The following is a 26553-nucleotide window of genomic DNA, read 5'->3' as shown; positions in this document are numbered from 1 at the left end:
GTGGATCTACTGGGAAGAGGCGCCCGCAGACATGCTGGTCGAGTAGCCCGCAGGGCGTATCGAGACCCGCCCGCCGCGACCCGCCGCCGCGCTCACCCCGCCTGTACCGCCCGATCCGCCTCCTCGACGATCGCGCGCATCGCCGCCTCCGCCGCCTCGCCGTCGCCCTCCGCCACCGCGGCGGCGACCGCCTGGTGGAGCCCCACCGCCTCCGAGTCCGCCTCCCGCGGCATCAGCGCGTGCCGAGTCCGCCCCGCGAGCACCTCCGCGACGAGATCGCCCAGCTGCGCGAGCAGCGGATTCCCGGACGCGGCCAGCAGCGTCCGGTGGAAGGCGGTGTCGGCGGCGAGATACGCCTCCCGATCGGCCGCCCGCGCGTGCTCGGACATCCCGCCCGCCGCCGCCACGAGCGCCGCCCTCTGCTCGCTCGACGCGTGCTCCGCCGCGAGCCGCGCCGCCAGCGGCTCCACGCCGAGGCGCAGCTGGCTCAGCCGGTGCAGCTGCGCCTGCCGGTCCGGCCCGTCGAGGCTCCAGCCGATCACCCGCGGATCCAGCGCGTTCCAGCACTCCGGCGGCTGCACCCGCGTCCCCGCCCGCCGCCGTGAGACCACCAGCCCGAGCGACTCCAGCACCCGCACCGCCTCGCGCATCACCGAGCGGGAGACCCCGCGGCGCTCGGCCCGGTCGTCCGCGCTGAAGGCGCTTCCGGGGGCCAGCGCGCCCTGCACGATCTGCGCCCCGAGCTCGTCGAGCACCGCCTCGTGCAGCGAGCGCGGTTCGTCCATGCCCTCAGTATTCCGGCGCACGCCTCGCCCGACCAGCTATTCGTCGGACATAATCGAGGTCATGACCGCATCGGCCAGTCCCTCCGCCACCCCCGTCCGCGCCCTCGTCGTCATGGGCGTCTCCGGCAGTGGCAAGTCCACGATCGCCACCCTGCTCGCCGACCGCCTCGGCTGGACCTTCGTCGAGGGCGACGAGCTCCATCCCGCTGCGAACGTCGCGAAGATGGCCGAGGGCGTCCCGCTCGACGACGAGGACCGCGCCCCCTGGCTGGCGACGATCGCGGCCCGCCTGGACGCCCTCGTGAGCGGCGGCGACTCCGTCGTCGTCACCTGCTCCGCCCTGCGGCGGCGCTACCGCGACGTGCTCCGCCGCGACGACCTGGTCTTCGTGCACCTCGCCGGCACCCGGGAGCTCATCGCCGACCGCCTCGGCGCGCGCACCGGCCACTTCATGCCGCCCGCCCTGCTCGACTCGCAGTTCGAGGCCCTCGAGCCGCTCGGCGACGACGAGCGGCACGTCACCGTCGACCTCGCGGCTGCTCCCGAGGACGAGATCGCACAGATCGTCGAGACACTGGGCCTGCAGGCCGCCTAGCCCAGCAGCGCCTCGAGGCTCGCCGCCGGCAGCCCGAACGCCTCGGCGACCGCCGCGTTCACGACCTGCCCGTCGTGCGTGCTGAGCCCCTTCGCGAGCGCCGGATCCGCTGCGAGCGCCGCCTTCCAGCCCCGGTCCGCCAGGGCGACCACGTAGGGGAGCGTCGCGTTCGTCAGCGCCCGCGTCGACGTCTCCGGCACCGCGCCGGGCATGTTGGCGACGCAGTAGTAGACGCTGTCGTGCACCGCGAAGACCGGGTCGTCGTGGGTGGTCGGCCGTGAGCCCTCGAAGCAGCCGCCCTGGTCGATCGCGATGTCGACCAGCACCGAGCCCGGCTTCATCGTCGCCACCATCTCGTCCGTGACGAGCTTCGGCGCCCGCGCGCCGGGGATGAGCACCGACCCGATCACCAGATCGGCCTCCGCCATCTGCGCCGCGATCTCGTAGGCCGAGGAGGCCCGCGTCTGGATCCGCCCGTCGAAGCGCGCCTCGAGCTCGCGCAGCCGTGGGATCGACAGGTCCACCACGGTCACGTCGGCGCCCATGCCGAGCGCGTTCGCGGCCGCGTGCTCGCCCGCCACGCCGCCACCGATCACGACGACCTTCGCCTTCGGAGTCCCGGGGACCCCGCCGAGCAGGGTGCCGCGCCCACCGGCCGCCCGCATCAGGTGGTAGCCGCCGACGGTGATCGAGAGCCGGCCGGCGACCTCGCTCATCGGCGAGAGGAGGGGGAGGTGGCGATCGGGCAGCTGCACCGTCTCGTAGGCGATCGCGGTGGTGCCGGCGGCGAGCAGCGCGTCGGTGCACGGCTGGGAGGCGGCGAGGTGCAGGTAGGTGAAGAGGACCTGCCCGGAGCGCATCCGCGGGTACTCGGCCTCGATCGGCTCCTTGACCTTCAGCACCAGGTCGGCTTCGCCCCAGACCTCGTCCGGGCCGGCCGCGATCCGGGCGCCGGCGGCGGCGAAGTCCTCGTCCGAGACCCGCGAGCCCAGCCCCGCACCGGCCTCGACCAGCACCTCGCACCCTCGTCGCACGAGCTCGTGCACTCCGGCGGGCGTCGCGGCCACGCGGTTCTCGTTGTTCTTGATCTCGGTGGGGATGCCGATGCGCATGACTGCTCCTTCGCGGTGGACTGCCCCTATCGTGCGAAGATCGTGTTTCGAACGGGAGAACATCCGCAGGATCGTCGAGAATCGGAGTGTTCACCGCAGGATCTGCGAACAGAAGGAGTCGGGCCGCCATGAGACCGCAGGATCTGCACGACCTCGGCGACCTCGATCCGATCGACCGCACCCTCGTCCGCCTGCTCCGCGCGGATGCGCGCACGCCGAACAGCCGCCTCGCCGAGAGGGCGGGCATCGCGCCCTCCACCTGCGTCTCGCGGGTGCGCTCGCTCGTGGACCGCGGCATCATCACCGGCTTCACCGCCGAGCTCGACCCCGCCGCGCTCGGGCTCACGCTGCAGGCGCTGATCAGCGTCAACATCCGTGCCGGTCAGCGCCAGGCGATCACCCGGTTCGCGGAGGAGATCCGCGCGCTGCCCGAGATCGTCCAGCTGTTCTTCCTCGGCGGCTCGGAGGACTTCCTCCTCCATGTCGCCGTGCGCGACTCGAACGACATCCGCGACTTCGTGGTGTCGAACCTCTCGGCGCATCCGGCGGTCGCCTCGACCCGGACGAGCCTGGTCTTCGACCACCACCGGAAGGGCCCGGCGCTGCCCGAGTGAGCCCGCTGCCGGAGCGGGCGCCGGAGCGACCTCAGTGCGCCCCGGGGCTCAGGTCGCCGCCGCCGCGCTGGGTCAGCCCGGGGATCCGCCGCGCGAGCCCCGCGATGTGCTCCTCCGCGATCTCGATGCGGGTGTCGCGCAGGCGCTGACGCAGCAGCGCCTCGACGTCCTCCTCGGGCCGCAGCTCGGCGTCGCCGGCGACCTGCAGCAGGATGCCGCGGAGCTTCTCGTCCAGGGGTGCGTCGTCGCTGCCGTGCTGAATCGGGTGGTCCTGCGATGCGTTCGTCATGCCCCCATGCTGCCACCGTCCGCCGGGCACGCGAGGCAGGCGACCCGCACGGCAGGATGGCCGCATGCCGTTCTCCCGCGCCGAGCTCGCCTCGTACCGCGACCGCACCGTCGAGGACCTGCTCGACGGTGACGTCCGCCTCCTCTTCGTCGGCATCAACCCCGGGCTCTGGACGGCCGCGACCGGCGCGCACTTCGCGCACCCGGGCAACCGCTTCTACCCGGCCCTCGCCGCCGCCGGGATCCTCGACCGCGTGCTCCGCGTCTCGGAGGGGATGACCGCCGAGGACCGCTGCGCCCTCGCCGACCGCGGCGTCGGCATCACCAACCTCGCGCCCCGCGCCACCGCCCGCGCCGACGAGCTCACGCCGGAGGAGCTGCGCGCCGGCGCTGAGCGCCTGGTCCGCACCGTCGAGCGCGTCCGCCCCGCCGCCGTCGCGATGGTCGGCATCACCGCCTACCGCGCCGCCTTCGGTCGGACCAAGGCGCGCCAGGGCCGACAGGAGGAGCCGATCGCCGGCGCCCCGCTCTGGGTCCTGCCCAATCCCAGCGGCCTGAACGCGCACGACACCGTCACGTCGCTCGGGCTGGCCTACCGCGAGCCGGCCGTCGCCGCCGGAATAGTCCCCGACCCTCGGAGGTTGCAAAGTCCATGAGTACGCATGAAATCAAGTTCGGTGTCGACACCTTCGGCGACGTCACGGCCGCGGCCGACGGCACGCTCCTCTCGCACGGCCAGGTCCTGCGCGACGTGGTGGAGGAGGGCGTCCTCGCCGACGAGGTCGGCCTCGACTTCCTCGGCGTCGGCGAGCACCATCGCGCCGACTTCGCCGTCAGCGCCCCGGACGTCGTGCTCGCCGCGATCGCCGCGAAGACCGAGCGCATCCACCTCGGCTCCGCGGTCACCGTCCTCTCCTCCGACGACCCCGTGCGCGTCTACCAGCGCTTCGCCACCCTCGACGGCCTCTCGAACGGCCGCGCCGAGGTCATCCTCGGCCGCGGCTCCTTCACCGAGTCCTTCCCGCTCTTCGGCCTCGACCTCTCCCAGTACGAGGTCCTCTTCGAGGAGAAGCTGGAGCTGTTCCACGAGCTCGTGCAGGGCGGCCCCGTCACCTGGCAGGGCACCGTCCGTCCGGCCCTGACCGAGCAGAGCGTCTACCCGACGATGGAGGGCGACCGCCGCCTGCGCACCTGGATCGGTGTCGGCGGCAGCCCCGAGTCGGTCGTCCGCGCCGCGCGCTTCGGCTTCCCGCTGGTCCTCGCGATCATCGGCGGTGCTCCCGCCCGCTTCCGCCCCTACGTCGACCTCTTCGGCCGCGCCCTCGACCAGCTCGAGCAGCCGCGCCTGCCGGTCGCCGTGCACTCGCCCGGCTTCATCGCCGACACCGACGAGGAGGCGCACGAGCTGTACTTCGGCCACTACAAGGGCATGCTCGACTCGATCGGCCGCGAGCGCGGCTGGGCCCCGCTCACCCGCGAGCGCTTCGCCGAGGAGGCGGGCCCCGAGGGCGCCCTCCACCTCGGCTCTCCCGAGACGGTCGCCCGGAAGATCGCGAACACGGTCGGAGCCCTGGGCATCGACCGCTTCGACCTCAAGTACAGCGCCGGCACCCTGCCGCACGCCGCGATCATGCGGAACATCGAGCTCTACGGCACCCAGGTGATCCCGCGCGTCCGCGAGCTGCTCGCGGAGCGCTGACCCGGGTCCGGGCACCGACCCGCGGCCGGGCGCCGTGGAGCGAGCGCACTGCGCGCTCCCACCGGGCGCCCGGGCGGCGTCGATATGCTCGGAGACCGGGCGTTCACCCGCCGCCCCCGACCCTCCGGAAGCACATGCCAGACAGCCACGCCGCCCGCACCCCCTACGAGGTGCTGGGCGTCCCCGCGAGCGCGTCGGAGGACGAGCTCAAGCGCGCCTACCGCCGCCTGCTCCGCGAGACCCACCCGGACACCGGGGGAGACGCGGCCTCGTTCCACGCCGTGCAGGTCGCCTGGGAGCGGATCGGCAGCGCCGGCGCCCGCGTCGACTACGACCGCGGAGCGCCCGCCCCCGGAGCCTCCTCGCACGCCCCGTATACCGGCTCACCCCGGCAGCAGACGGCGTCCTCGGTGCGCGCCCGCTCCTACGGCCACCCGGGTGGCGCCGCCCGCGAGTACTACCTCCGCCTCGTCCGCGAGTGGGTCGGCCGCGGCGTCGAGATCGACGACCCCTTCGACCCTGTACTGGTGCGCTCCGCCCCCCGCGAGGTCCGCTCCTGGCTGGCCAAGGCCCACGCGGAGGAGGCGACGGCCTCCCTGGTCGGCGCCCTCGGCATCGCCTTCACGATCTGGAACGACGTCGCGGTCGGCGACGGCGGAGTCAAGATCGACCATCTGGTGCTCGGCCCGTCCGGTCTCCTCGCCCTGACCTCGGCCGACTGGGGTGAGCCCGTACGCCTGCGTAAGGGCGAGGTCGAGGGTGTGGGCCTCGCCGAGGACGAGAAGCCGCTCGCCTCGCTCTCGAAGGCCGCCCGCCGCCTCGGCCGCGAGCTCGGCGTGCGCTTCTCCGCGAGCGTGATCGTCGTCCCCGACGACGCGCTCGAGCAGCCCTACGAGCAGGTCGAGCGCGGTCGCCACGCGGGCGACGTGCTCATCCGCCGCTCCCTCCTCCCGCAGCTGCTGCGCTCCGGCACCGACGACCCGCGCCTCGGCGGCTACGGCGAGTCCTTCGAGGTCCGCACCCGCGTCCAGAACCGCGTCCGCTTCGTCTGACGCACGGCGCCGCTAGCCCGCCCCCGCCCGGCGGGCAAGGGGCTGTCGGTGCCACCCGTCCCCGCCCGACGATGGAGCCGAACGATTGACGCCTGCCCTCCGGCACGGCGACGACGACGAGCGGAACGAGGCGGACGATGGTGCGATTCGGCTACACCCTGATGACCGAGCAGAGCGGCCCGAAGCAGCTGGTGGGCTACGCGGTCGATGCCGAGAGGCACGGCTTCGAGTTCGCGGTCTCGAGCGACCACTACTCGCCCTGGCTGACCGAGCAGGGCCACGCCTCCTACGCCTGGACCATGCTCGGAGCGGTCGCGCAGGCGACCTCGACCATCGAGCTCGCCACCTACGTCACGGCGCCGACCATCCGCTACCACCCCGCCGTGATCGCGCAGAAGGCCGCGACCCTCGCGATCCTCTCCGACGACCGCTTCCTGCTCGGCCTCGGCTCCGGCGAGAACCTCAACGAGCACGTGGTCGGCGAGGGCTGGCCCGCGGTCTCCGCGCGCCAGGACATGCTGGAGGAGGCGGTGCGCATCATCCGCGCGCTGCACACCGGCGAGCTGGTCACCTGGGAGGGCGACTACTTCCGCGTCGACTCCGCCCGGATCTGGGACCTCCCGTACAAGCCCGTGCCGATCGGCCTCGCCGTCTCGGGCGAGAAGTCGATCGAGCGCTTCGCCCCGCTCGGCGACCACCTGATCACCACCGAGCCCGAGGCCGAGCTGATCTCGCAGTGGACCGCCGTCCGCGGCGCCGACGCCGCTCCGTCGCGCTCGATCGGGCAGATCCCGATCTGCTGGGCGCCGGACAAGGAGCAGGGGATCGCCCTGGCTCACGAGCAGTTCCGCTGGTTCGCGGGCGGCTGGTCCGTCAACGCCGACCTGCCCACCCCGGCCGGCTTCGCCGGCGCCAGCCAGTTCGTGCGCCCGGAGGACGTCGCCGAGTCGATCGCCTGCGGCCCCGACCTCGACGAGCTCGCCCAGAGTGTCGTCCCCTTCATCGAGGCCGGCTTCACCGACATCGCCTTCGTCCAGGTCGGCGACGCCCTGCAGCAACGCTTCCTCGACGAGGTCGCGGAGGACCTCCTCGAGCGGGCGCGCGCGCTGGCACCCTGAGCGCCGCGGCTCCCTCTCCCTGCTGATCGAGCCGCTCAGGCAGCGGCCCGCCTTCATGCTGATCGAGTAGCCCGCGCAGCGGGCGTCTCCGTGCTGATCGAGTAGCCCGCGGAGCGGGCGTATCGAGATCCGCCACTCCGTCGACGTCACCCGGTGACGACGATCGTGACGGTGCGGACGGTGTTCGTCGTGCCGGTGTCGCTCGCGATGAGGGTGTGGCTGCCCGGCGTCGCGAGCGCGGCAGGAAGAGTGACCTCGGTGACGAAGGCGCCGTGCTCGTCGGTGACGACGGAGGTGAAGCGTCCTCCGCTGTCGAGCCGGAATCCGACGCTGGTCATGATCGGCCAGCCTGCGCCCGTGAGGGTCAGCGTCGGACTCCCGGCGGAGACCGTGGTGCGCAGAGCGGTCACGGAGGGCCCTGAGGCCGGCGCGGGCGCGGCGGGCCGATCGAGATCGACGGCGAGGCTGATCACCTCGCCGTGGCGGGCGGCGACGATCTGGGTCCGTCCGCCGGCCGCCTCCGGGGAGAGGGTCAGTGTGAAGGCGCCGTCGGCGCCGGTGGTGACGGGGTCGGAGAGGTCCGGACCGTCGCCGTACCCTTCGGACATCCCCGGAGGCAGATGCCGCAGGATCACGGATGCTCCTGCGGGCACGGTTCCGGTGACGGTGCGTCCGCTCACGTGGAGGTCGTCGAACGCGAGTGGGACGGTCGTCGCGGCACCGGCGGTGCTGATGCTGAGCAGGTGCTCGCTGCGCGTGTACTCCCCGCTGTCGGTCGGAGACGTCCACAGCCGGTACTCGCGGGTCGTCCCCGGTCCCTGGAACGGGGTCGGCCCGGAATCGCAGCGCCAGAGGCCCTCCTGGTCGACCTTCTGCGCACCGCAGACGAGGGCGCCCGTCGCCTCGTCGGTGACCCTCACGAACGTGACCGCCGTCCCCGTGCCCTTCAGCAGGGACACCGTCTGCTCCGCCGAGCGCCCGCCGGTGGTGGTGAACGCGGTCGGCAGGTCGGTGCGGGTGATCGCGTGGACCACCTCGACGGGGTCGACGGAGGGGACGACGAGGGCGTTCTTCGACGGGTCGAACAGGCGCAGGCTGTTCTCGGCGTGCTCGTACAGGTCCAGGGTCTCGTTCGTGATCGACCCGAACTGCGCCTCCGCGGCGCCGTAATAGGCGTCCGGGTCGATCGGACGCGTGTTCACCGAGGGCAGCTCGTCCACCGAGACCGTGTGCTTGACGGACCCGCACTGGGTCAGGCCTCCCTTCTCGTTCACCGACGCGACCCACTGCGCACGGAAGTCGGTGAAGGTCTTCCCGGCGTTGACCTCATCGGTGAGCACGCGGATCGTCTTGCGCAGGTCCTGGAGGCCCGCCTGCCAGGTCAGCTGAAGCGCCTCGTTCGCGGAGACCTGGATGTCGTCGATCGCGCCCTGCACGGACGGCGGCAGCGTCTCCGCGGTGTACCCCTGCGCGACCGCGTCCAGCACGATCCGCGACTGCGCGAACCGGGCCCGGTAGGCGATCTGGTCCTGCGCCAGCCGCACCGCGGTCAGCTCCTTCTCGGCCGCGACCCGCGTCATCCGCGACAGCGCCTCGTGTGCCGGCCACTGGAACGCGTCGATCAGCTTCTGCCCCGGTGACTCGCACTCCGCGGGGTCCGACCCGCGCAGCCACAGATCGAGCATCGCGATCACCAGCGCCACCGGACCCAGCTCCGGGAACGCCAGTGCCACCAGACCCACGACCGCCTCCGCCAGCTGGAACCCGTCCTCCGTCTCGGCGAAGTTCCGCAGGTTCAGCACCGTCCCCAACCCCACCGCGAGCGGACCCATCTCCGGGACCACCACCGAGGCGACCCCCGAGACCGCGACCGCGTCCGTCAGCGCGTCCGAGTCCCCGCTGAACGCATCGACCAGTCCCTTCACGGCGAACACCGCGTTCGCGATGCCCTCGCCGCTCCCGACCGAGCCCCGCATCAGCTCGGACGCCGTCGCCTCGAACCCCTTCCACACGCTCGCCCGCGCCTCAGCAGGCACGTACTCCCCGCCGAACCGCTCCGCCAGCGCCGCCATCCGCGCCGCCGCAGCGTCGTCCGCCAGACCCGCCTCCGGCGCCAGGGGCCTCCCGGAACCCGGCAGCTCCCGCCCGGGCGGGCCCGTCTCCGCAGCCGGTCTCTCCTCGGGCGACGGTTCCTCCTCCGGCGCGGGACCCTCCGGAGCGGGACCCGGGACCGTCCTCGGGCGGGCCGCGGTCGAGCCGGCGCCGTCGACGGCGCTCGGGCTCAGGTCGCAGAGGACGCACAGGGCGTCCGCGGCCGCCGGTGCCGGTTCCTCGGGGCTGTTCGTCCGCGACCAGACGGCGGCGAGGGTCGTCTCCCATCGGAGGTAGGGGGACCTGAGCGGATCCATGAGGTCGATGTGCCCGATCGGCCCGGCCTTCTCGAACGACCCGACGTTGTTGAGGAGCGTCCCGGCGCCGTTCCTCCGCACCATCGGCTCGTATTCGGCGCGGGCCGGGATGTGCAGTTCCTCGGCGATCCTGATCTCGGTGGGGTGCTGCGTCACGAGCCGGTCGAGGGCTCGCGTTCGACGCCCGAGAGCATCGCGGACGTGTTCGGGTCCGCTCTCCGCGCCCTGCTCCTCCGTCGTCGCCCGCATCAGTGCGAAGTTCAGGAACGGATTCGGGCCCCGCGCGAAGTGGGCCTCCCCGTAGGAGTCGTCGCGCCCCGACTCCGCTGCAGCCTCCTCCCCGGGATCTGCGGGGTCGGGACTCAGGAGCCAGTCCTTCACCGCCGCGAGACCGCGCGGTCCCCCCTGCGTCACGAGCTCGTCGACCAGGCTGAAGACCCGCTGATCCTTCTCCGGAGTGCCGGGTGTCCCCAGATCGCCACTGCGCACAGGGGTGGGGATCGAGAGCTCGTACTCCTTGCCGACCTGCGAACCGGCGAGCGCCTGGACCGAGTGGTACAGCTCGTGGGCGAAGGTCGCCGTCGGTGAGAAGGCGCGGATCTGCCCGGTCTCCTCATCGAAGTACGACGAGATGCGGTCCGGGTCGAAGGTGAGGAACGAGTCGGACCCGGTTCCTGCGATGGCGTGCTCCCTGCTCAGACGGGACGACGACCAGCTGTCCCCCGGGACGACGAGGACCCGGATGTCGGAGACGTCGCCGTTGACCTGCAGGAACCTGTTGCCCTTCACCTCGCTCGCCCCGAGGAGGTCCGGGACCACCTCGACGAGGCTCTTCGACGGCTCCGCCGTCAGGAGCTCGGACAGCATGGAGCTCACGAGCCGCTGGGTCCGCAGGCCCTTCGGCGAGATCGCCATCCCCCCGACACCGCTCGGCTGAGTGGCGACCGCGATCCCCGGAGCGACCTCCCACGCCTTGTAGACGAGACCTGTCCTCGGACTCTTCACGAGGCTGAAGGAGGCGGGCGGCAGCTCGCTGCCAGCCGGCGAGCCGCCGCCGGGCGCGGCCGACGCCCCGCTCCCCGAGATCAGGACGCTGACGACCGCGATCGCCGCGACGGCTGCGCTCAGTCGCCCCGTTCGTCCACGGTCCCGCCGCGTCGATCGGGGGAGGGGGATCGATGCTGCCAGACGCAGGATCGGAGCTGAGAGAACTGACATGCCCTCATCATAAAAATCCGCCGAGCCGCCGCGCAGAGCGGTGGCGCGCGATCACGGGCCGAGCGCGAGACCGGTGAGCAGGTGCCGTCAGAAGCCGCGGAGCCGCTCGATCTCGCGCCGATCGCGCTTGGTCGGGCGGCCGGCGCCCCGGTCGCGCTCGATGATCGCGGGTGCCGCCTCGCGCGGCGGCGGCGGCGGGGGAGTGCGGTCCTCGAAGCACTCGGCCGCGACCGGTGCGCCGACCCGCTTCACGATCAGGCCGCGGACGACGAGCTCGCGGTCGAAGCCGCCGATGCGGGCGCGGACCTCGTCGCCGACCTTCACGGTCTGCGCGGCCTTGGCCCGCTCGCCGTTCACCCGGACGTGACCGGCCCGGGCGGCCGTCGTGGCGGCGGAACGCGTCTTGTACACGCGGACCGCCCACAGCCAGGCGTCCACGCGGACGAAGCCGGTCACCGGGATCTGCATCCGTCCAGTCTACGAAGCCATGATGGGGGTGGTCCCATCGACGAGGGATCCGCGGCCCCACCGGCCGCCGACCGAGGAGGTTCACCATGAGCACGTACCACAGCTACGGCGAGGACACCGGCGAGGGCGTCCCCACCCGCGGAGCGCCCGAGCACAGCGGCTCGCCGTCCGAGCTGCGCGAGAGCCCCTTCCCGCACGCCGGACTCGAGTTCCTCCTGGTCCCGTCGGGTCACGAGGAGTGGCAGGTCCGCCACCCGGACGGCCGCGCGGTCGGCGTCCTCGCGATCATCTCGCACAGCGGCGAGGAGGGCGAAGCGGTCTTCGTCACCCGCCGTGTCGGCTCCGACGAGGCCGTCGCCGAGGGCACCGACTGGCGGGGCATCGTCACCGCCGTGATCAACGACGAGGCGGCCGACGAGCGCGTCCAGGGCAGCCTCGACCCGGCGCTGGACTACACGCGCGGCGGCCTGCTGCACCGCGGTGCGGCCGACGTCGAGGACCAGGTCTGAGCGGTCGCGGCTGAGCGGGCCGGTCCGAGCGACCGCCCCTAGCGCGCGAGGAGCGCCGCGTTGATCCGGGCCGTGAGCTCGTGGTCGACGCGGCGCTCCTGCGCGTCCACCGCGCGGATCGGCGCGGCGTTCCGCGCGCTGGAGACCAGCCAGGCGGCCTCGGCCGACGCGAGGTCCTCGGCCCGCAGCGGGCGCTCCGCCGTGCCGAGCCCGAGCCCGCCTGCCAGCTCGAAGAGGTCCGCCTGCGTCGTCCCCGGCAGCAGCCCCAGGCTCGGCGGCGGAGTGACCAGCTCGCCGCCCGCGAGCAGCACCAGGTTCGAGGTCGGCCCCTCCAGCAGGAAGCCGTCGCTGGAGACGAACAGCGCGTCGTCCGCTCCGCGCCGCAGCGCCTCGCGCGAGGCCGCCCGGTTGACCGCGTAGGAGAGCGTCTTCGCGCCGGCGAGCAGCCACGGCGACGTGTGCTGCACATCGGAGCGCAGTCCGCGGTCGAGCAGCACCACCCGCACGCCGTCCCGGCGGGCCGGCCCGAAGTCCGGGCTCGTCTGCACGAAGACGACGCCGGTCGGCCGTCCGTCGCCCTCGACCCCGCGGCTCAGGATCGTCTTCACCATCGCCTCGGGCACCCGCGGGTGGGCGGCGACCGCCTCGTCGATCGCCGTCCGCCAGGCGGCGCGGTCCGGGCGGGGCAGGTCCAGCATCCGCGCCGAGTCCTCGAACCGGTCGAGGTGCGCGTCGAGCGCCTGCAGCCGCCCGTCGACCAGGTTGATCGTCTCGAAGACCCCGTCGCCGCGGGTGAAGCCGAGGTCGGTGACGTCCAGCCCGCCCCGACCGGTCGCATCGAGCACGGGTGCGGAGCCTGCGTCGTGCGCCGGGGCGTCGAGCGAGGGGCGGCCGAGGACGACGAGGGTGTCAGCGGGCATGGGCGGTGCGGTCCTTCCGGGGGCGGAGCGGGAGACGGGCGAGCACGACGACCAGCAGCGCACCGAGGAGCGCCCCCGTGCCGTTCGAGACGAGGTCGCGCACGTCCGCGACGCGCGAGGGCAGTGCGAGCAGCTGGATCGTCTCGACGAGCACCGAGACGCCGAGGCCGATCGGCGCGGCGAGCAGCCGGCGCCGCCGCGGCATCTGCAGCGCGACCAGCGCGCCGAGCGGCACGAACATCAGCACGTTGGCGACGAACTCGGCGACGTCGAAGGTGAACCAGGCGGTCAGCGGCGTGGAGGCGAGGAACGCGATGATCCCGCGGACGAGCGCCGAGGGCTGACCGGCGGGGTACGGCGCCGGCGTCAGGGTGATCAGCGCGATCACGCCGAGCCAGGCGAGCGTCGCGGGCAGGAGGATCCTCGAGCGGCGCATCCGTCGATTCTGCCAGGTGCTCGATTCGACCCGGTGAGCGACTCGGTGCTGTGCGGCGGGCGGTCCGGGACGGTCGGCGCGATGTGGAAGGCTGGAGCGCATGACGAGCGACGGCCCGGCCGACGGCGGAGCGCTTCCGCGCCACCCCTTCGACGCCGCGCTCGGTGACGGCTGGGTCGAGATCGGGGACGGGCGCCGCTTCTGGGGCCGCTTCGGCGCCGCCGGTCTGCTGCTGCGCGACCCGGACGGCCGCGTCCTGCTCCAGCACCGCGCCACCTGGAGCCACTTCGGCGACACCTGGGGACTGCCGGGCGGCGCCCGCCACCCCGAGGAGACCGCCTTCGAGGGCGCCCTGCGCGAGTCGGTCGAGGAGGCCGGAGTGCCCGACGGGATCGTCGTGCCCGTCCTCTCCCGCGTCGTGACCATCGGCCCCTGGAGCTACACCACCGTCGTCGCCCGGGCCCTCGAGCACTTCACCCCGCGGATCGCCGACGCCGAGAGCCAGGAGCTGCGCTGGGTCCCGCCGGCCGAGGTCGACGCGCTCCCGCTGCACCCGGGCTTCGAGGCCTCCTGGCGCGAGCTGCGCGCCCTCGGCACCGAGCCGTGCGTCCTCGTCGTCGACGCGGCCAACGTCGTCGGCTCGCGTCCGGACGGCTGGTGGCGCGATCGCGCGGGTGCTGCGGAGCGGCTCGTCGCGGCGCTCGGGCGCCTCGCGAACCGGGGTGTCCCCGGCTCCTTGTTCGCCGTCGAGGCCGACACGGTCTGGCCGCGGATCGCCGTCGTCCTCGAGGGCGACGCGCGGGCGGCACGCACCGCCGACGCGGTCGGCGCGGCTCCGCGCGGGCGGCTGAGCGTCGAGAGCGCCGCCGGCTCGGGAGACGACGCGATCGTCGAGCACGTCGCGGCGATCGGATCGACCGCCCGCGTGGTGACCGCCGACCGCGGCCTCGTCGCCCGGATCGAGGAGCTCGGCGCCACGGCTCTGGGCCCGCGCACCCTGCTCGACCTGCTGGACTCCGCGGCGCCGACCACCCCTCCCGCAGCCCGGGAATAGCGCGCGGATCGGGTCGGTTGCATCCCTCATGGCCACGACAGCGATGACTCTCGACACCCACGACCAGACCGTCTCCGACGGCATCGTCCTCATCGACTTCTGGGCGGAGTGGTGCGGCCCGTGCCGCCAGTTCGCCCCCGTCTTCGAGGCGACCAGCGAGAAGAACCCGGATGTCACCTTCGCGAAGGTCGACACCGAGGACCAGCAGCAGCTCGCCGGCAGCTACGGCATCTCCTCGATCCCCACCCTCGTCGTCTACCGCGACGGCATCCCGCTGATGGCGCAGCCCGGCGCCCTGCCCGCCCCGGCCCTCGACTCCCTGCTCGAGCAGGTCCGCGGCCTCGACATGGTCGCCGTCCGCAAGCAGTACGAGGAGGCCAAGGCCGCGCAGGAGTCCGGCGCCCCGCAGAAGTTCGACCACGGCGCGCAGATCTGATCCGCACCACCCGCACCACGACGGAACCCCCGGCAGCCGCTCAGGCCACCGGGGGTTCCGTCGTTCGTGCGGGAGTCCCGCGGCGAGCGGGATCAGCCCGTGTTCTGGAGGCCGGCGGCCACGCCGTTCACGGCCAGCAGCAGCAGCCGCTGGTTCTGCTCGGTGCCCGAGCCGCCCGGATCCGTGCGCAGCGCCCGGAGCGCGCGCAGCTGCAGCAGCGACAGCGCGTTGACGTAGGGCGTCCGCAGCCGCACGGCCCGCCCGAGCACGCGGTGCCCGGTGAGCAGGCTCTCCTCGCCGGTGATCGAGAGCACCCAGCGGCGCGTGAGCTCCATCTCGTCCAGCACGAGACCGGCGAGGTCGTCGCGGGAGTCGAGCGCCAGGTAGCGGCGAGCGATGCCCTCGTCGGTCTTCGCCAGCGACATCTCGACGTTGTCGATCATCGTGGTGAACAGCGGCCAGGTCTCGTAGGCGGTGCGCAGCTCGTCCAGGTCGCCGACCGCCTCGAGGGCGCTGCCGAGTCCGAACCACCCGGTCAGGTTGACGCGGGCCTGGGTCCAGGCGAAGACCCACGGGATCGCGCGCAGGTCCTCGAGCGACTCGACCGAGAGGCCGCGGCGGGCCGGCCGCGAGCCGAGCGCGAGCAGGCCGACCTCCTCCTGCGGGGTGACTCGGGCGAACCAGGGCGCGAAGCCGTCGGCCTTGACCAGCTCGAAGAAGCGGCGGCGCGACTCGCGATCCATCGTCGCGGCGACGTCGCGGAAGCGGTCCGCGGCACCGGCGTTGCGCTCGCCGATCGAGGGCGAGGAGGCCAGCAGCGTCGCGCCGGCGACCTGCTCGATGTGCCGGGTGGCGATGTCCGGGTTGCCGTAGCGCGCGAAGATGACCTCGCCCTGCTCCGTCAGCTTGAAGCGGCCGTCGACCGAGCCGGGCGGCTGCGCGAGCACCGCGCGGTTCGCCGGTCCGCCGCCGCGCCCGAGGGCGCCGCCGCGGCCGTGGAAGAGCGTGAGAACGATGCCCTCGTCCTCGGCCCACTTCGCGATGCGCGCCTGCGCGTCGTAGAGCGCGAGCGTCGCCGAGACGGGGCCGACGTCCTTCGAGGAGTCGGAGTAGCCGAGCATGACCTCGAGCCGGTTCCCGGTCGCCGCGAGGCGCGCGCGCACCTGGGGCAGTTTGATCATCTCGGCCAGGATGTCCGTCGACGCGTCGAGGTCGGCGAAGGTCTCGAAGAGCGGGACCGCGTCGATGATCGGCGGGTTCCCGTCGGTCGCCGCCTCGGCCAGGTCGAAGACCGTCTTGAGGTCCTCGGCCGACTGGGTGAACGACACGACATAGCGGCGGGCCGCGTCGGTGCCGAAGCGCTCCTGGATCGTCGCGATCGCACGGTAGACCGAGAGGACCTCGATGCTGCGCTCGTCGAGCTCGCCGCCGGCGCGGACCGCCGCGAGGGTCTCGCGGTGCACCTTCGAGTGCTGCCGCACCTCGATCTCGGCGAGGTGGAAGCCGAAGGTCTCCACCTGCCAGAGCAGGTCCTGCAGGTCGCCGTAGGCCGAGCGGACGTCGCCCGCCTCGATCAGCGAGTCCTGCAGGGTCCGCAGGTCGGCGAGCAGCTCGGCCGCGGAGCCGTAGGCGAGCGGGCCGCCGGAGCGGGTCGCGGCGAGCCGGTCCGCCGTGAAGAGCAGGACGCGGCGGTGGGTCTCGCTCGGCGAGCGCTCGGCGATGACCGCGGCGAGCTCGGGCGCCTTCTCGACCCCTGCGGCCCAGAGCGCCTCGACGGCCGCCGACGGGGGAGTGGTGCCGGCGTCCAGCGTGAGGGAGCGGCCGACCCGGCGGGCGACGCGCTCCAGCCCGATCAGGACGTGCTCGGCGGCGATGTCGACGGCCTCGAGGGTCGTCTCGGCGGTGACGAACGGGTTGCCGTCGCGGTCGCCGCCGATCCAGGTGCCCAGGCGCACGAACGCGGGGGCGATCGGCTTGCGGGTGCCGGAGGCGTCGCCGAGCAGCGCGTCGTCGAGCCGGCGGTAGACCCGCGGAAGGACGGAGAACAGCGACTCGTCGAACACGCTCATCGCGGTCCGGACCTCGTCGAGCGGGCTGGGCTTCGACTCGCGCAGCGGCGCCGTGCGCCAGAGCGTGTCGACCTCGGCGAGCAGGCGCCGGCGGTTCTCGACCAGCACGACGCCGCCCGTGCGCGGGTCGTCCCGCTGCTCGAGCAGGGCGCTGATCCGGCGGATGGTGGAGGAGACCGCGCGGCGGCGCGCCTCTGTCGGGTGCGCGGTGAGGACCGGGCGGAACTCCAGGCGCGAGAGGCGCTCGAACGCCTCCTCCTCGCCCAGCTCGTCGGTGAGGGTCGCCATCGACGCGATGATCGAGTCCTCGGGCCGCTGGGCGCCGGCGTCGGCGTCGCGACGGCGCAGGACCCGCACGCGGTGGAACTCCTCCGCCACGTTCACGAGGTGGAAGTAGCAGGTGAACGCCCGAGCCACCTCCTCGGCGCGCTCGGCGGTCAGCGACGCGACGAACTCCTCCGCCGCGGCCAGCTCGTCCGGGTGCCCGCTGTCGTAGGCGCCGATCGTCAGGGCGCGGAGCCGCTCGACGTCGGTGTAGAGGCTGTCGTCGCCCGATTCCCGCAGGACCTGGCCGAGGAGCTCGCCCAGCAGATGGACGTCGCCGCGGATGCGGTCGTCCATCGGCGGAGCGACGGTCCCGTCAGCGGAGGAGGCGGAGGAGGCGGGTGCTGCGGTCGCGGCTGGCGCGTCGGAGATCGGAGGCACGGCACGACCTTAGCGGCGGCGCGTGTCCGGCGGATGACGCCACTGTCACGCGGCGGAATGGAATGATCGAAGGGTGACCGTGACCCCTGCACCTCCCGCCCCCGCCGTCCAGACCGAGCAGGCCGCCCCTCACGTCGTCGTCCTCTTCGGGGCCGTGGGCGACCTGTCCCGCCGCAAGCTCATCCCGGGCATGGCGCACCTGGCGCTGTCCTCGCTCGCACCCGACCTGCAGATCGTCGGCACCTCGCTCGAGGAGCACGACGACGAGTCCTTCCGCGCCTTCGCCAAGCTCGCCTACGACGAGTTCGGCAGCCGCTCGCTGACCCCCGCCCAGTGGGACGAGTTCGCCTCCAAGCTCCGCTACGTCCCGCAGTCCGCCGGCCCCGCCGCGCTGGCGAAGGCGGTCACCGACGCGGAGAAGGTGCTCGGCCCGGACGTCAGCCGCCTGCACTACCTCAGCGTCCCGCCGCGCGCCGCCCTCTCGGTCGTCCGCATGCTCGCGGAGGCCGGCCTCGTCGAGCGGTCGCGGATCATCATGGAGAAGCCCTTCGGCGTCGACCTCGAGAGCGCCGTCGTCCTCAACGCCGAGCTGCACGAGACGTTCGACGAGGAGCAGATCTTCCGGATCGACCACTTCCTCGGCAAGGAGCCGGCGCAGAACATCCTCGCCTTCCGCTTCGCCAACGGCCTCTTCGAGCCGATCTGGAACCGTAACTTCATCGACCACGTCCAGATCGACATCCCCGAGAAGCTCACCCTCGACCGCCGCGCCGAGTTCTACGAGTCGACCGGCGCCTACAAGGACATGGTCGTCACCCACCTCTTCCAGGTCCTCGCCTTCATGGCGATGGAGCCGCCCACGGCCCTCGAGCCGAAGGCGATCAGCGAGGAGAAGAACAAGGTCTTCCGCTCGATGCGGCTGCTCAACCCCGAGAACGTCGTCCGCGGCCAGTACATCGGCTACCGCGAGGAGCCGGGCGTCGCCCCCGACTCCGAGACCGACACCTTCGTCGCCCTCAAGTGCGAGATCGACAACTGGCGCTGGGCCGGAGTGCCGTTCTACCTGCGCACCGGAAAGCGGATGGCGGAGGGCCAGCGGATCATCTCCATCGCCTTCCGCGAGCCCCCGAAGAGCATGTTCCCGCAGGGCTCCGGAGTCGGCGCGCACGGCCCCGACCACCTCACCTTCGACCTGGCCGACGCGTCCAAGGTGTCGCTGTCCTTCTACGGCAAGCGCCCCGGCCCGGGCATGCGGCTCGACAAGCTGAGCATGCAGTTCGCGCTGCAGGAGACCGACCGCGCGGGCGACGCCCTCGAGGCCTACGAGCGGCTGATCCTCGACGCGATGCGCGGCGACCACACGCTCTTCACCACCGCCGAGGGCATCGAGCGCCTCTGGGAGGTGTCGGCGCCGCTCCTGCAGGACCCGCCGCCCGTGCGCCTCTACGCGCCGGGCTCCTGGGGCCCGAACGCGATCCACCAGCTGATCGCCCCGCACGCCTGGCGGCTCCCCTTCGAGCGGGTCTGGCGCGACAAGCGCTGACGAGGGCTCCCGGCATGGCGCGCGCGGCGGAGGACCGCATCTGGACGGTCCCGAACATCCTCAGCATGGTGCGGCTCGCACTGGTGCCGGTGTTCCTCGTGCTCATCATCGAGGGCGAGGACGCGCTCGCCCTGCTGACGCTCGTCCTCTCCAGCCTCACCGACTACCTCGACGGCTGGATCGCGCGCCGCTTCGACCAGATCACGCGCCTGGGCGCCGTCCTCGATCCGGCCGCCGACCGCCTCTACATCTTCGCGACGGTGATCGGCCTCGCCGTCCGCGAGCTGGTGCCGTGGTGGCTGGTGGCCGTGCTGGTCGCGCGGGACCTGATGCTCGTCGTGCTCGCGGTCGTCCTCGCGAACCACGGCTACGGACCGCTGCCGGTGCATCACCTGGGCAAGTTCGCCACGTTCTGCCTCTTCTACGCGCTGCCGCTGATCATGCTCGGGCAGGCCTTCCCGGCGCTGGCCCCGGCGTCCCTCCCCGTCGCCTGGGCCTTCGCGCTCTGGGGCGCGTTCCTCTACTGGTGGGCGGGGATCGTCTACGCGGTGCAGACCCGAGGCCTCGTCCTGGGGGTCGACGGAGCGTCAGGGGCGACCGGCGGGCCCTCCGATTCCGATACGCTGAGGGGATAGCGAGGAGGTACGTCTTGGTCGAGTCCGTGCGCGGAGCGTCATCCGCAGATCCGTCCGTTCCCGTCGAGCCGTCGACGGAGACGACCCTCACGTTCACCGACGACATCGGCGCCCAGCTGGCGGCGCTCGACAACCGGGCGTCCCGCGAGGAGGCCGAGGCCGTCGGCGCTCTGCCCTCCGGCTCCGCCCTGCTCGTCGTCCGTCGTGGGCCCAACACCGGGGCCCGCTTCCTGCTCGACATCGACTCGACGACCGTCGGCCGGCACCCGGATGCGGGCATCTTCCTCGACGACGTCACCGTCTCGCGTCGGCACGCCGAGTTCGTGCGCCGCGGCACCTCGTTCGAGGTCCGCGACCTGGGCTCGCTGAACGGCACCTACTTCGACGGTGTCCGGATCGAGTCCGCGATCCTCACCGACGGCTCCGAGGTGCAGGTCGGCAAGTTCCGCCTCACCTTCTACGCGTCCCGCGCCGACCTCGTCGCCGCTCCGGACGCGTAGCCGTGGGTCGTTCGACCGCTCGCGCACTCCCGTCCGGCCCGGCCGCTCTCCTGAGCATCGGCCAGGTCCTCTCGCACCTCACCACCGAGTTCCCCGACGTCACGCCGTCGAAGCTGCGGTTCCTCGAGGAGCAGGGGCTCGTCTCGCCCGCTCGCACCGACTCGGGCTACCGCAAGTTCTCCACCGGTGACGTCGAGCGCCTGCGGATGATCCTCGCGCTCCAGCGCGACCACTACCTGCCGCTCAAGGTGATCCGCGGCTACCTCGACGACGTCGACGCCGGCCGTGAGCCGTCCCTCCCCGCCGGTGCCGGTGGCGCCGCCCCGTCCCTGCTGGCCCCCGCCACCCGGCTCACCCGCGACGGCCTCGCGATCGAGTCGGGAGCGAGCCCGGCGCTGGTGCGCGAGGCGATCGCCGCCGGGCTGGTCCGCGGTGGGGACGTCTTCGGCGAGGAGGCGGTCACGACGCTCAAGGCGCTCGTCGATCTCGGTCGCTCGGGCATCGAGCCGCGCCACCTCCGTCCGCTCCGCATCGCCGTGGAGCGCGAGATGTCGCTGATCGAGAGCGTCGTCGCCTCGAGCACCCGCCGCGGCGACGCGTCCGGATCGGCCGGCGCCGCTGAGAACGCGATCGGCCTCGCCGCGCACCTCGGCACCATCCGCGAGGCGATGGTGCGCAGCGCCCTCTCGCGGATCGCGCGCTCGTGATCCGCGGCCGAGGCGGACGACACGCCCCCTCGGAAGAGCGGATGTCGTTTACTCGGCATCCCCGGGTCGGTAGCTTAGGGAGCGCGTTCGGAGCGACCGGCGTTCGTATCCGGAAGGCACAGGGATGAGAGAAGTCAGCCGCGACGTCAGCGGCCAGCGCGACCTCGTCCTCTTCACCGACGGACTGCCCGACCTCGACGCCGACGCGGGCTACCGTGGAGCCGTCGCTGCACGGGCCGCCGGGATCACCTACCGCCAGCTCGACTACTGGGCGCGCACCGAGCTCGTCGAGCCGACCGTCCGGGGCGCCTCCGGCTCCGGCACCCAGCGCCTCTACGGCTTCCGCGACATCCTCGTGCTGAAGCTCGTCAAGCGCCTCCTCGACACCGGCATCTCCCTCCAGCAGATCCGAACCGCCGTGAACCAGCTCCGCGAGTCCGGCGTCGACGACCTCGCGCAGACCACGCTGATGAGCGACGGCGCGAGTGTCTACCTCTGCACCTCGAACGACGAGGTCATCGACCTCCTCAGCCGCGGCCAGGGCGTCTTCGGCATCGCCGTCGGCAAGGTCCTCCGCGAGGTCGAGACCAGCCTCGTCGAGCTCGACCACCAGTCCGTCGACCCGTCCGACGAGCTCGCCCGCCGCCGCGCCTCCCGCAAGGTCGGCTGACCCGCCCCTCTCGCCGGTCGATCGCCGCACGCCAGCGCTGCGCGCACACATGCTGGTCGAGTAGCCCACGGACGGCGTCACTCGTGTTGAGTAGCCCACGGACGGCGCCACTCATGTTGGTCGAGTAGCCCCGAAGGGGCGTATCGAGACCCGCCGCCCCCAGCACGCCCCGCGGGCAGACCCGCCGTCCGACGCCGGCGTCTCGGCGTGATCCGCTCCCGCACACAGCGACGGCGCCGCAGCCGAGGCTGCGACGCCGTGCGCGGACCTCGCCGGACTAGCTCGTCGCCGCCGGGACCGCCTGCTCGCCGATGCGGCCGGTGCGGATGACGCGGTCGAGCAGCAGGTCGAAGTTGTGCGCCATCTCCTGCGCGCTCTCGCCCGGCCAGACGTGCACCGGCTTCGCGGCACCCTGCGCCTGCTGGAGCGAGGTGCGCTCGGGCAGCTGCGGGCTGAGGACCAGCGGGCCGAACATGTCGCGCAGCTCCTTGATCCGGAACTGGTGCTCGAGCGACTGCACGCGCGCGCGGTTGACGATGATGCCGAGCGGCTGCAGGCGCGGGCTGAGACCGCGGCGGATCTCCTCGATCGCGCGCAGCGCGCGGTCGGCGGCGGCCACAGAGAACAGGCCCGGCTCGGTGACCACGGCGACCCGGTCGCTCGCGGCCCAGGCCGTGCGGGTGAGCGCGTTCAACGAGGGCGCGCAGTCGATCAGGACGAGGTCGTAGTCGGCCTCGACGCTCGCGAGCGCCTCCTCGAGCTTCCAGATGTCGCGGATGCTGGGGTGCGGTCCGTCGAAGTTGATAGCGGACGGGCTGCCGATCAGGACGTCGATGGTGCCCTGGCGCTCCTTCGTCCAGCCGGAGGGGGCGATCGCCGAGCGGACGATCTTCTCCTTGGGCGACGTGAGGACGTCGGCGATGTTGAGGTGACCGGCGACGTTGATGTCCATGCCGGTGGAGACGTCGGACTGCGGGTCGAGGTCGACGACCAGCGTTCGCAGGCCCTTCGAGAACGCCGCGGATGCAAGGCCGAGCGTCACGGTGGTCTTGCCGACGCCGCCCTTGAGGGAGCTCACGCTGAGTACATGCATGGCTGAGTACTTTACTTTCCCTCGGGTGGGAGAACCTAACCGTTCCCTGCACACGGTTCCACTCGGCGCCTAGCAGGCGCGAGGACGGGAGCAGAGCCCCCGTGCGCCGCCGGGCCCGTCGGTACACTGGCGGCAAGCGGAAGGAGGCTCGTTCGCATGGATGAGCGCAACGACGACCAGCCCGATCTCGACACCGGCCCGACTCCGCGGACGGCGCTCGACGCGGCGCGGGACTCCGAGCAGTACGCCCCGCGCGCGAGCGACACCGCTCCGACCCGCATCCCCGACGGCATCCGCCTCGACTCGCCCGCTCCGGCGCGCCGTCGGTCGAGCGCTCCGGCGCCCGTGGAGGACCCGACGATCGACGTCGGACGCCTCGGCATCCCGGACGCACCGGGCGCCGTCCGGCCGGTCTCGGCCGGCATCGCCTCGCGCGACGAGGTGTCGGTGCTCCCCGAGGACTCGGGCGAGCGACCGCGCGGTCGCGGCGAGCTGCGTCCTGCCGAGCCCGCCCCGGAGATCGAGCGCGAGTCCGAGACGGCTGCTGCGGATCCGGCTCCCGGCGTCACCCGGCGCGACCGCCTCCGCGCCGAGTCCGGCACCGGCGGGTCGTCCTCCGCTCCTGAGTCCGCGTCGATGCTGACGCCCGACCGGCTCCTCGAGGTCAACCGCAAGACCCGGCCCGCGCCGACCGGCGGCTGGAACCGCTTCGTCTACGGGCTCACCTTCCACACCGTCAACCTCGGTGACTCAGCGAAGGTCCAGGCCTGGAAGGCGATGGACGAGCGGATCGGCCGCCAGTTCGAGGGCGGCACCCGCTTCGTCCCGGTGATGACCCGCAAGGGCGGCGTGGGCAAGACGACGGTCACGACCCTGCTCGGCATGGCCCTCGCCGACTCGCGCGAGGACCGCATCATCGCGGTCGACGCCAACCCCGACCGCGGAACCCTGGCCGAGCGCGTCCCCAAGCAGACCCGCTCGACCGTCCGCGACGTCGTCAACCGCGCCGCCGGCGTGACCGGGTTCACCGAGTTCTCGACGATGGTCTCGCGCGACGAGACCCGGCTCGACGTGCTCGCCTCGGACACGGACCCGCAGCTCTCCGAGGCCTTCGACGAGGACGACTACAACGTCGTCGCGGACCTCGTCGAGCGCTTCTACTCGATCATGCTCACCGACTGCGGCACCGGCATCGTGCACTCCGTGATGCGCGCGACGCTGCAGCGCGCGGACAGCGTCGTGATCGTCTCCGGCGGCAGCGTCGACGAGGCGCGCCTGGCCTCCGAGACCCTGACCTGGCTCGACGCCAACGGCTACGGCGATCTCGTCCGGAACGCCGTCGTCGCACTGAACACCGCGACGCAGGGCACCAGCCTGGTGAAGCTCGAGGAGATCGAGTCGCACTTCCGCTCGCGCGTGCGCGACATCGTCCGCATCCCGTACGACCCGGTGCTCGCCGCCGGCTCGGTCGTCAAGTGGGAGCAGCTGCGCCCGGCGACCCAGGAGGCGGCGCGCCTGCTCGCCGCGCTCGTCGTCGAGGGCATCCCGGTCCGTCGTGCCTGACGCGGTTCTGCAGGACGCCGTGGCGGTCGACTCCACGGAGACCCTGACGTTCGATCTGATCGTGCTCGGCGCCGGCTCCGGGAACTCGATCGTCGGCGAGGAGTGGGCCGGCTCCCGCGTCGCGATCCTCGACGACGGCGAGTGGTTCGGCGGCACCTGCCTCAACGCCGGCTGCATCCCGACCAAGATGTTCGTGCACGTCGCCGACATCGTGACCGACGTCGACCAGGGCGACCGGGTCGGCGTGCACGGCCGCGTGGCCCGGCCGGAATGGGCCGAGGTGCGCGACCGCGTGTTCGGCCGCACCGACGCCATCAGCGCCGGCGGCCTCGACTACCGGGCGAACCGGTCCGAGAACGTCACCGTGCTGCGCGAGAGCTTCGGCTTCGAGTCGCTCGGCGACGGCGACCGGCCGCACGTGCTGGTCAGCGCGAGCGGGGTCCGGATCAGCGCACCGCAGGTGGTCGTCGCCGCGGGCTCGCGTCCGCGTCCGCTCCTCGCGGCCTACGAGCCCGACCCGCGGATCCACGACTCCGACTCGATCATGCGGATCGACGAGCTCCCCGCACGGATGCTCGTCCTCGGCGGCGGTGCGGTGGCCGTCGAGTTCGCCCACATCTTCTCGGCCTTCGGCACCGCGGTGACGGTCGCCGTCCGCGGTGACCGTCTGCTCCGCTCGCTCGACGAGGGCATCGCCCGCGGCTTCACAGCGCTGGCGCGCGAGCGCTGGGACGTCCGCACCGGCGTCTCCGCCGAGAGCGTCGAGGCGACTCCGGGCGGGCTCGTCACGACCTTCGACGACGGCTCCCGCGTCGAGACCGACACGATCCTCGTCGCCACCGGGCGCGACCCGAACAGCGACACCATCGCCGCGGCCTCCGTCGGCATCGACCTGCACCCGGACGGCCGTGTCGTCGTCGACGACGAGCAGCGGGTCCTCTCCGGTGGGCGCGTCGTCCCCGGGCTCTTCGCGCTCGGCGACGTCTCCTCGGAGTGGCAGCTCAAGCACGTCGCCAACCACGAGGCGCGGCTCGTCGCGCACAATCTCCTGCACCCGGGCGAGATGCTCTCGAACACCCTCGCCCCCGTGCCCGGCGCGATCTTCGCGCACCCGCAGATCGCGCACTTCGGCCTCACCGAGAAGGAGGCGGGGGAGCACGGCATCGACGTCGTCGCCGTCACCCAGGAGTTCGGCTCCACCGCCTACGGCTGGGCGATGGAGGACGACTCGAGCATCTGCACCCTCGTCGTCGGACTCGACGGCGAGCTGCTCGGCGCGCACCTGATGGGCCCGCAGGCGAGTATCCTCATTCAGCCGCTCGTCCAGGCCGCCAGCGCGGGGGTCGGGATCCGCGGCCTCGCCCGCAGCCAGTACTGGCCGCACCCCGCGGCGAGCGAAGTCGTCGAGAACGCCCTCCTCTCCGCCGAGGAGGCACTGAGGGAGCGCACCGCATGACCGAACGCCAGATCCGGATCTTCGGCGATCCCGTCCTGAAGACGGTGTCCGCCCCGATCGAGACCGTCGACGACGGGATCCGCGGACTGGTCGAGGACCTCGTCGACAGCGTGCGCACCCCCGGCCGCGCCGGCGTCGCCGCCCCGCAGATCGGCGTCAACCTCCGCGCCTTCAGCTACAACGTCGACGGCGTCGTCGGCTACATCCTCAACCCCGAGATCGTCGAGCTGAGCGGCGAGCCGGAGCCCGTCGACGAGGGCTGCCTCTCCGTGCCGAACCTCTGGTACCCCGCGATCCGCTACCCGCACGCCAAGGTCCGCGGCACCGACCTTGACGGCAACGAGGTCGTCCTCGAGGGCGACGGCCTGATGGCCCAGGCTCTCCAGCACGAATGCGACCACCTCGACGGCCGCCTCTACCTCGACCGCCTCTCCAAGGACGACCGCCGAGCCGCCATGAAGGAAGTCCGCGAGAGCTCCTGGTTCTGAGTTCGTTTCCGAGCCGGTCCCTGCCCGGCTCGGCGCGGTCGGCCTCCTGGGGTGGTCCCGTTCTGCAGAGCGTCGTGCGTCCGCCGACGGCGAAGCGCTGGAACGCGCTTCGCCGGATACGGCTGTGCTGACTCCGAGCCGGTCCCTGCCCGGCTCGGCGCGGTCGGCTTCCTGGGGTGGGCGCGTTCCGCAGAGCGTCCTGCGTCCGCCGACGTCGAAGCGCTGGAACGCGCTTCGCCGGATACGGCTGTGCTGACTCCGAGCCGGTCCCTGCCCGGCTCGGCGCGGTCGGCCTCCTGGGGTAGGCGCGTTCTGCGGAGCGTCGTGCGTTCGCCGACGGCGAAGCGCTGGAACGCGCTTCGCCGGATACGGCTCGGCCTTCGGCCATCGCCCTTCGGCCATCGCCCTTCGG

General features: G+C 72.7%; 26 protein-coding genes. 17 read left to right on the top strand and 9 right to left on the bottom strand.

Going from position 1 to position 26553, the window contains the following annotated elements; translation table 11 throughout:
• Positions 1-92 precede the first annotated feature (92 nt).
• Positions 93-785 (bottom strand): FadR/GntR family transcriptional regulator, encoded by a 693-nt coding sequence (locus tag EDF35_RS13330; RefSeq protein WP_123732974.1) that lies wholly within the window; start codon positions 783-785, stop codon positions 93-95.
• Positions 786-846: 61 nt separating this feature from the next.
• Between EDF35_RS13330 and EDF35_RS13325 the strand changes: the two genes are divergently transcribed.
• Positions 847-1380: a gluconokinase gene (locus EDF35_RS13325; protein ID WP_133962626.1), complete on the top strand. Its 534-nt coding sequence runs from the start codon at positions 847-849 to the stop codon at positions 1378-1380.
• Here the strand turns inward: EDF35_RS13325 and ald are convergent.
• Complete coding sequence (ald, locus tag EDF35_RS13320) at positions 1377-2492, bottom strand: alanine dehydrogenase (protein WP_133962625.1); 1116 nt, start codon at positions 2490-2492, stop codon at positions 1377-1379. The two genes, EDF35_RS13325 and ald, sit on opposite strands and share 4 nt — an antisense overlap.
• A gap of 128 nt (positions 2493-2620) precedes the next feature.
• On the opposite strand from ald, the gene EDF35_RS13315 reads away from it, so the two are divergent.
• Positions 2621-3106: an Lrp/AsnC family transcriptional regulator gene (locus EDF35_RS13315; RefSeq protein WP_133962624.1), complete on the top strand. Its 486-nt coding sequence runs from the start codon at positions 2621-2623 to the stop codon at positions 3104-3106.
• 31 nt (positions 3107-3137) lie between these two features.
• Here EDF35_RS13315 and EDF35_RS13310 read toward each other — a convergent pair whose 3' ends face one another.
• Positions 3138-3395, bottom strand: coding sequence for a hypothetical protein (locus tag EDF35_RS13310; RefSeq protein WP_123446108.1), 258 nt, complete (start codon positions 3393-3395; stop codon positions 3138-3140).
• Positions 3396-3459: 64 nt separating this feature from the next.
• Between EDF35_RS13310 and EDF35_RS13305 the strand changes: the two genes are divergently transcribed.
• The 4 genes from EDF35_RS13305 to EDF35_RS13290 all read left to right on the top strand — a co-directional run bounded on the left by EDF35_RS13305 (position 3460) and on the right by EDF35_RS13290 (position 7263).
• Complete coding sequence (locus tag EDF35_RS13305) at positions 3460-4050, top strand: mismatch-specific DNA-glycosylase (RefSeq protein ID WP_133962623.1); 591 nt, start codon at positions 3460-3462, stop codon at positions 4048-4050.
• A complete protein-coding gene (locus EDF35_RS13300; protein ID WP_133962622.1) occupies positions 4047-5093 on the top strand; it encodes an LLM class flavin-dependent oxidoreductase in 1047 nt (348 codons plus the stop codon). Before EDF35_RS13305 ends, EDF35_RS13300 begins: the two co-directional genes overlap by 4 nt.
• Positions 5094-5227: 134 nt before the next feature.
• Positions 5228-6145: a J domain-containing protein gene (locus tag EDF35_RS13295; protein ID WP_133962621.1), complete on the top strand. Its 918-nt coding sequence runs from the start codon at positions 5228-5230 to the stop codon at positions 6143-6145.
• Between the two features lie 137 nt (positions 6146-6282).
• Positions 6283-7263, top strand: coding sequence for a TIGR03557 family F420-dependent LLM class oxidoreductase (locus EDF35_RS13290; RefSeq protein WP_133962620.1), 981 nt, complete (start codon positions 6283-6285; stop codon positions 7261-7263).
• A 146-nt stretch (positions 7264-7409) separates the two neighbouring features.
• Here EDF35_RS13290 and EDF35_RS13285 read toward each other — a convergent pair whose 3' ends face one another.
• Complete coding sequence (locus tag EDF35_RS13285) at positions 7410-10889, bottom strand: hypothetical protein (RefSeq protein ID WP_133962619.1); 3480 nt, start codon at positions 10887-10889, stop codon at positions 7410-7412.
• An 87-nt stretch (positions 10890-10976) separates the two neighbouring features.
• Positions 10977-11357 carry a S4 domain-containing protein gene (locus tag EDF35_RS13280; protein WP_133962618.1) on the bottom strand — a complete coding sequence of 127 codons (381 nt, stop codon included), beginning with the start codon at positions 11355-11357 and terminating at the stop codon, positions 10977-10979.
• An 86-nt stretch (positions 11358-11443) separates the two neighbouring features.
• Here EDF35_RS13280 and EDF35_RS13275 point away from each other — a divergent pair, with 86 nt between their 5' ends.
• Complete coding sequence (locus EDF35_RS13275) at positions 11444-11866, top strand: hypothetical protein (protein ID WP_123704562.1); 423 nt, start codon at positions 11444-11446, stop codon at positions 11864-11866.
• Positions 11867-11904: 38 nt separating this feature from the next.
• On the opposite strand, the gene EDF35_RS13270 is transcribed toward EDF35_RS13275, so the two are convergent.
• Together EDF35_RS13270 and EDF35_RS13265 are read right to left on the bottom strand one after the other, a co-directional pair.
• On the bottom strand, positions 11905-12786 hold the full coding sequence (locus EDF35_RS13270) for an aminotransferase class IV (protein WP_123732982.1): 882 nt from the start codon (positions 12784-12786) through the stop codon (positions 11905-11907).
• The gene (locus EDF35_RS13265) at positions 12776-13222 is read right to left on the bottom strand and encodes a VanZ family protein (RefSeq protein WP_166674102.1); all 447 of its coding nucleotides are present in this window, start codon (positions 13220-13222) and stop codon (positions 12776-12778) included. Before EDF35_RS13265 ends, EDF35_RS13270 begins: the two co-directional genes overlap by 11 nt.
• A 100-nt stretch (positions 13223-13322) precedes the next feature.
• Between EDF35_RS13265 and EDF35_RS13260 the strand changes: the two genes are divergently transcribed.
• Both EDF35_RS13260 and trxA read left to right on the top strand, forming a co-directional pair.
• A complete protein-coding gene (locus tag EDF35_RS13260) occupies positions 13323-14276 on the top strand; it encodes an NUDIX hydrolase (RefSeq protein ID WP_133962616.1) in 954 nt (317 codons plus the stop codon).
• A 28-nt stretch (positions 14277-14304) separates the two neighbouring features.
• The gene (gene trxA / locus EDF35_RS13255) at positions 14305-14712 is read left to right on the top strand and encodes a thioredoxin (RefSeq protein WP_123446118.1); all 408 of its coding nucleotides are present in this window, start codon (positions 14305-14307) and stop codon (positions 14710-14712) included.
• Between the two features lie 92 nt (positions 14713-14804).
• Here the strand turns inward: trxA and EDF35_RS13250 are convergent, their stop codons facing one another.
• The gene (locus tag EDF35_RS13250) at positions 14805-17402 is read right to left on the bottom strand and encodes a phosphoenolpyruvate carboxylase (RefSeq protein WP_133962756.1); all 2598 of its coding nucleotides are present in this window, start codon (positions 17400-17402) and stop codon (positions 14805-14807) included.
• Between the two features lie 163 nt (positions 17403-17565).
• On the opposite strand from EDF35_RS13250, the gene zwf reads away from it, so the two are divergent.
• The 5 genes from zwf (at position 17566) to EDF35_RS13225 (ending at position 21541) form a co-directional block, all read left to right on the top strand.
• Positions 17566-19029 carry a glucose-6-phosphate dehydrogenase gene (gene zwf / locus EDF35_RS13245; RefSeq protein ID WP_123704898.1) on the top strand — a complete coding sequence of 488 codons (1464 nt, stop codon included), beginning with the start codon at positions 17566-17568 and terminating at the stop codon, positions 19027-19029.
• Positions 19030-19043: 14 nt separating this feature from the next.
• Positions 19044-19664, top strand: coding sequence for a CDP-alcohol phosphatidyltransferase family protein (locus EDF35_RS13240; RefSeq protein WP_123446119.1), 621 nt, complete (start codon positions 19044-19046; stop codon positions 19662-19664).
• Positions 19665-19690: 26 nt separating this feature from the next.
• Positions 19691-20164, top strand: coding sequence for an FHA domain-containing protein (locus EDF35_RS13235; protein ID WP_123446545.1), 474 nt, complete (start codon positions 19691-19693; stop codon positions 20162-20164).
• A 2-nt stretch (positions 20165-20166) separates the two neighbouring features.
• Entirely contained in the window at positions 20167-20871 is a 705-nt protein-coding gene (locus tag EDF35_RS13230; RefSeq protein WP_133962615.1) for a MerR family transcriptional regulator, read from the top strand.
• A 124-nt stretch (positions 20872-20995) separates the two neighbouring features.
• Positions 20996-21541 carry a MerR family transcriptional regulator gene (locus EDF35_RS13225; protein ID WP_123446121.1) on the top strand — a complete coding sequence of 182 codons (546 nt, stop codon included), beginning with the start codon at positions 20996-20998 and terminating at the stop codon, positions 21539-21541.
• Positions 21542-21818: 277 nt separating this feature from the next.
• Here EDF35_RS13225 and EDF35_RS13220 read toward each other — a convergent pair whose 3' ends face one another.
• On the bottom strand, positions 21819-22634 hold the full coding sequence (locus EDF35_RS13220) for a ParA family protein (protein ID WP_123446122.1): 816 nt from the start codon (positions 22632-22634) through the stop codon (positions 21819-21821).
• Positions 22635-22790: 156 nt separating this feature from the next.
• Between EDF35_RS13220 and EDF35_RS13215 the strand changes: the two genes are divergently transcribed.
• From EDF35_RS13215 to def, 3 genes are read left to right on the top strand one after another with little or no spacing between them, the layout of a single operon-like run.
• Positions 22791-24197 carry a MinD/ParA family protein gene (locus EDF35_RS13215; protein ID WP_243839957.1) on the top strand — a complete coding sequence of 469 codons (1407 nt, stop codon included), beginning with the start codon at positions 22791-22793 and terminating at the stop codon, positions 24195-24197.
• Positions 24190-25653, top strand: coding sequence for a mycothione reductase (locus EDF35_RS13210; protein WP_243839956.1), 1464 nt, complete (start codon positions 24190-24192; stop codon positions 25651-25653). Before EDF35_RS13215 ends, EDF35_RS13210 begins: the two co-directional genes overlap by 8 nt.
• A complete protein-coding gene (gene def, locus EDF35_RS13205; RefSeq protein WP_123446123.1) occupies positions 25650-26141 on the top strand; it encodes a peptide deformylase in 492 nt (163 codons plus the stop codon). Before EDF35_RS13210 ends, def begins: the two co-directional genes overlap by 4 nt.
• Positions 26142-26553: the final 412 nt, after the last annotated feature.

It is taken from the genome of Rathayibacter sp. PhB151, from assembly GCF_004366415.1.
Classification (GTDB): Bacteria; Actinomycetota; Actinomycetes; order Actinomycetales; family Microbacteriaceae; genus Rathayibacter; species Rathayibacter festucae.
This window is presented reverse-complemented; position numbering and strand designations above follow the sequence as displayed.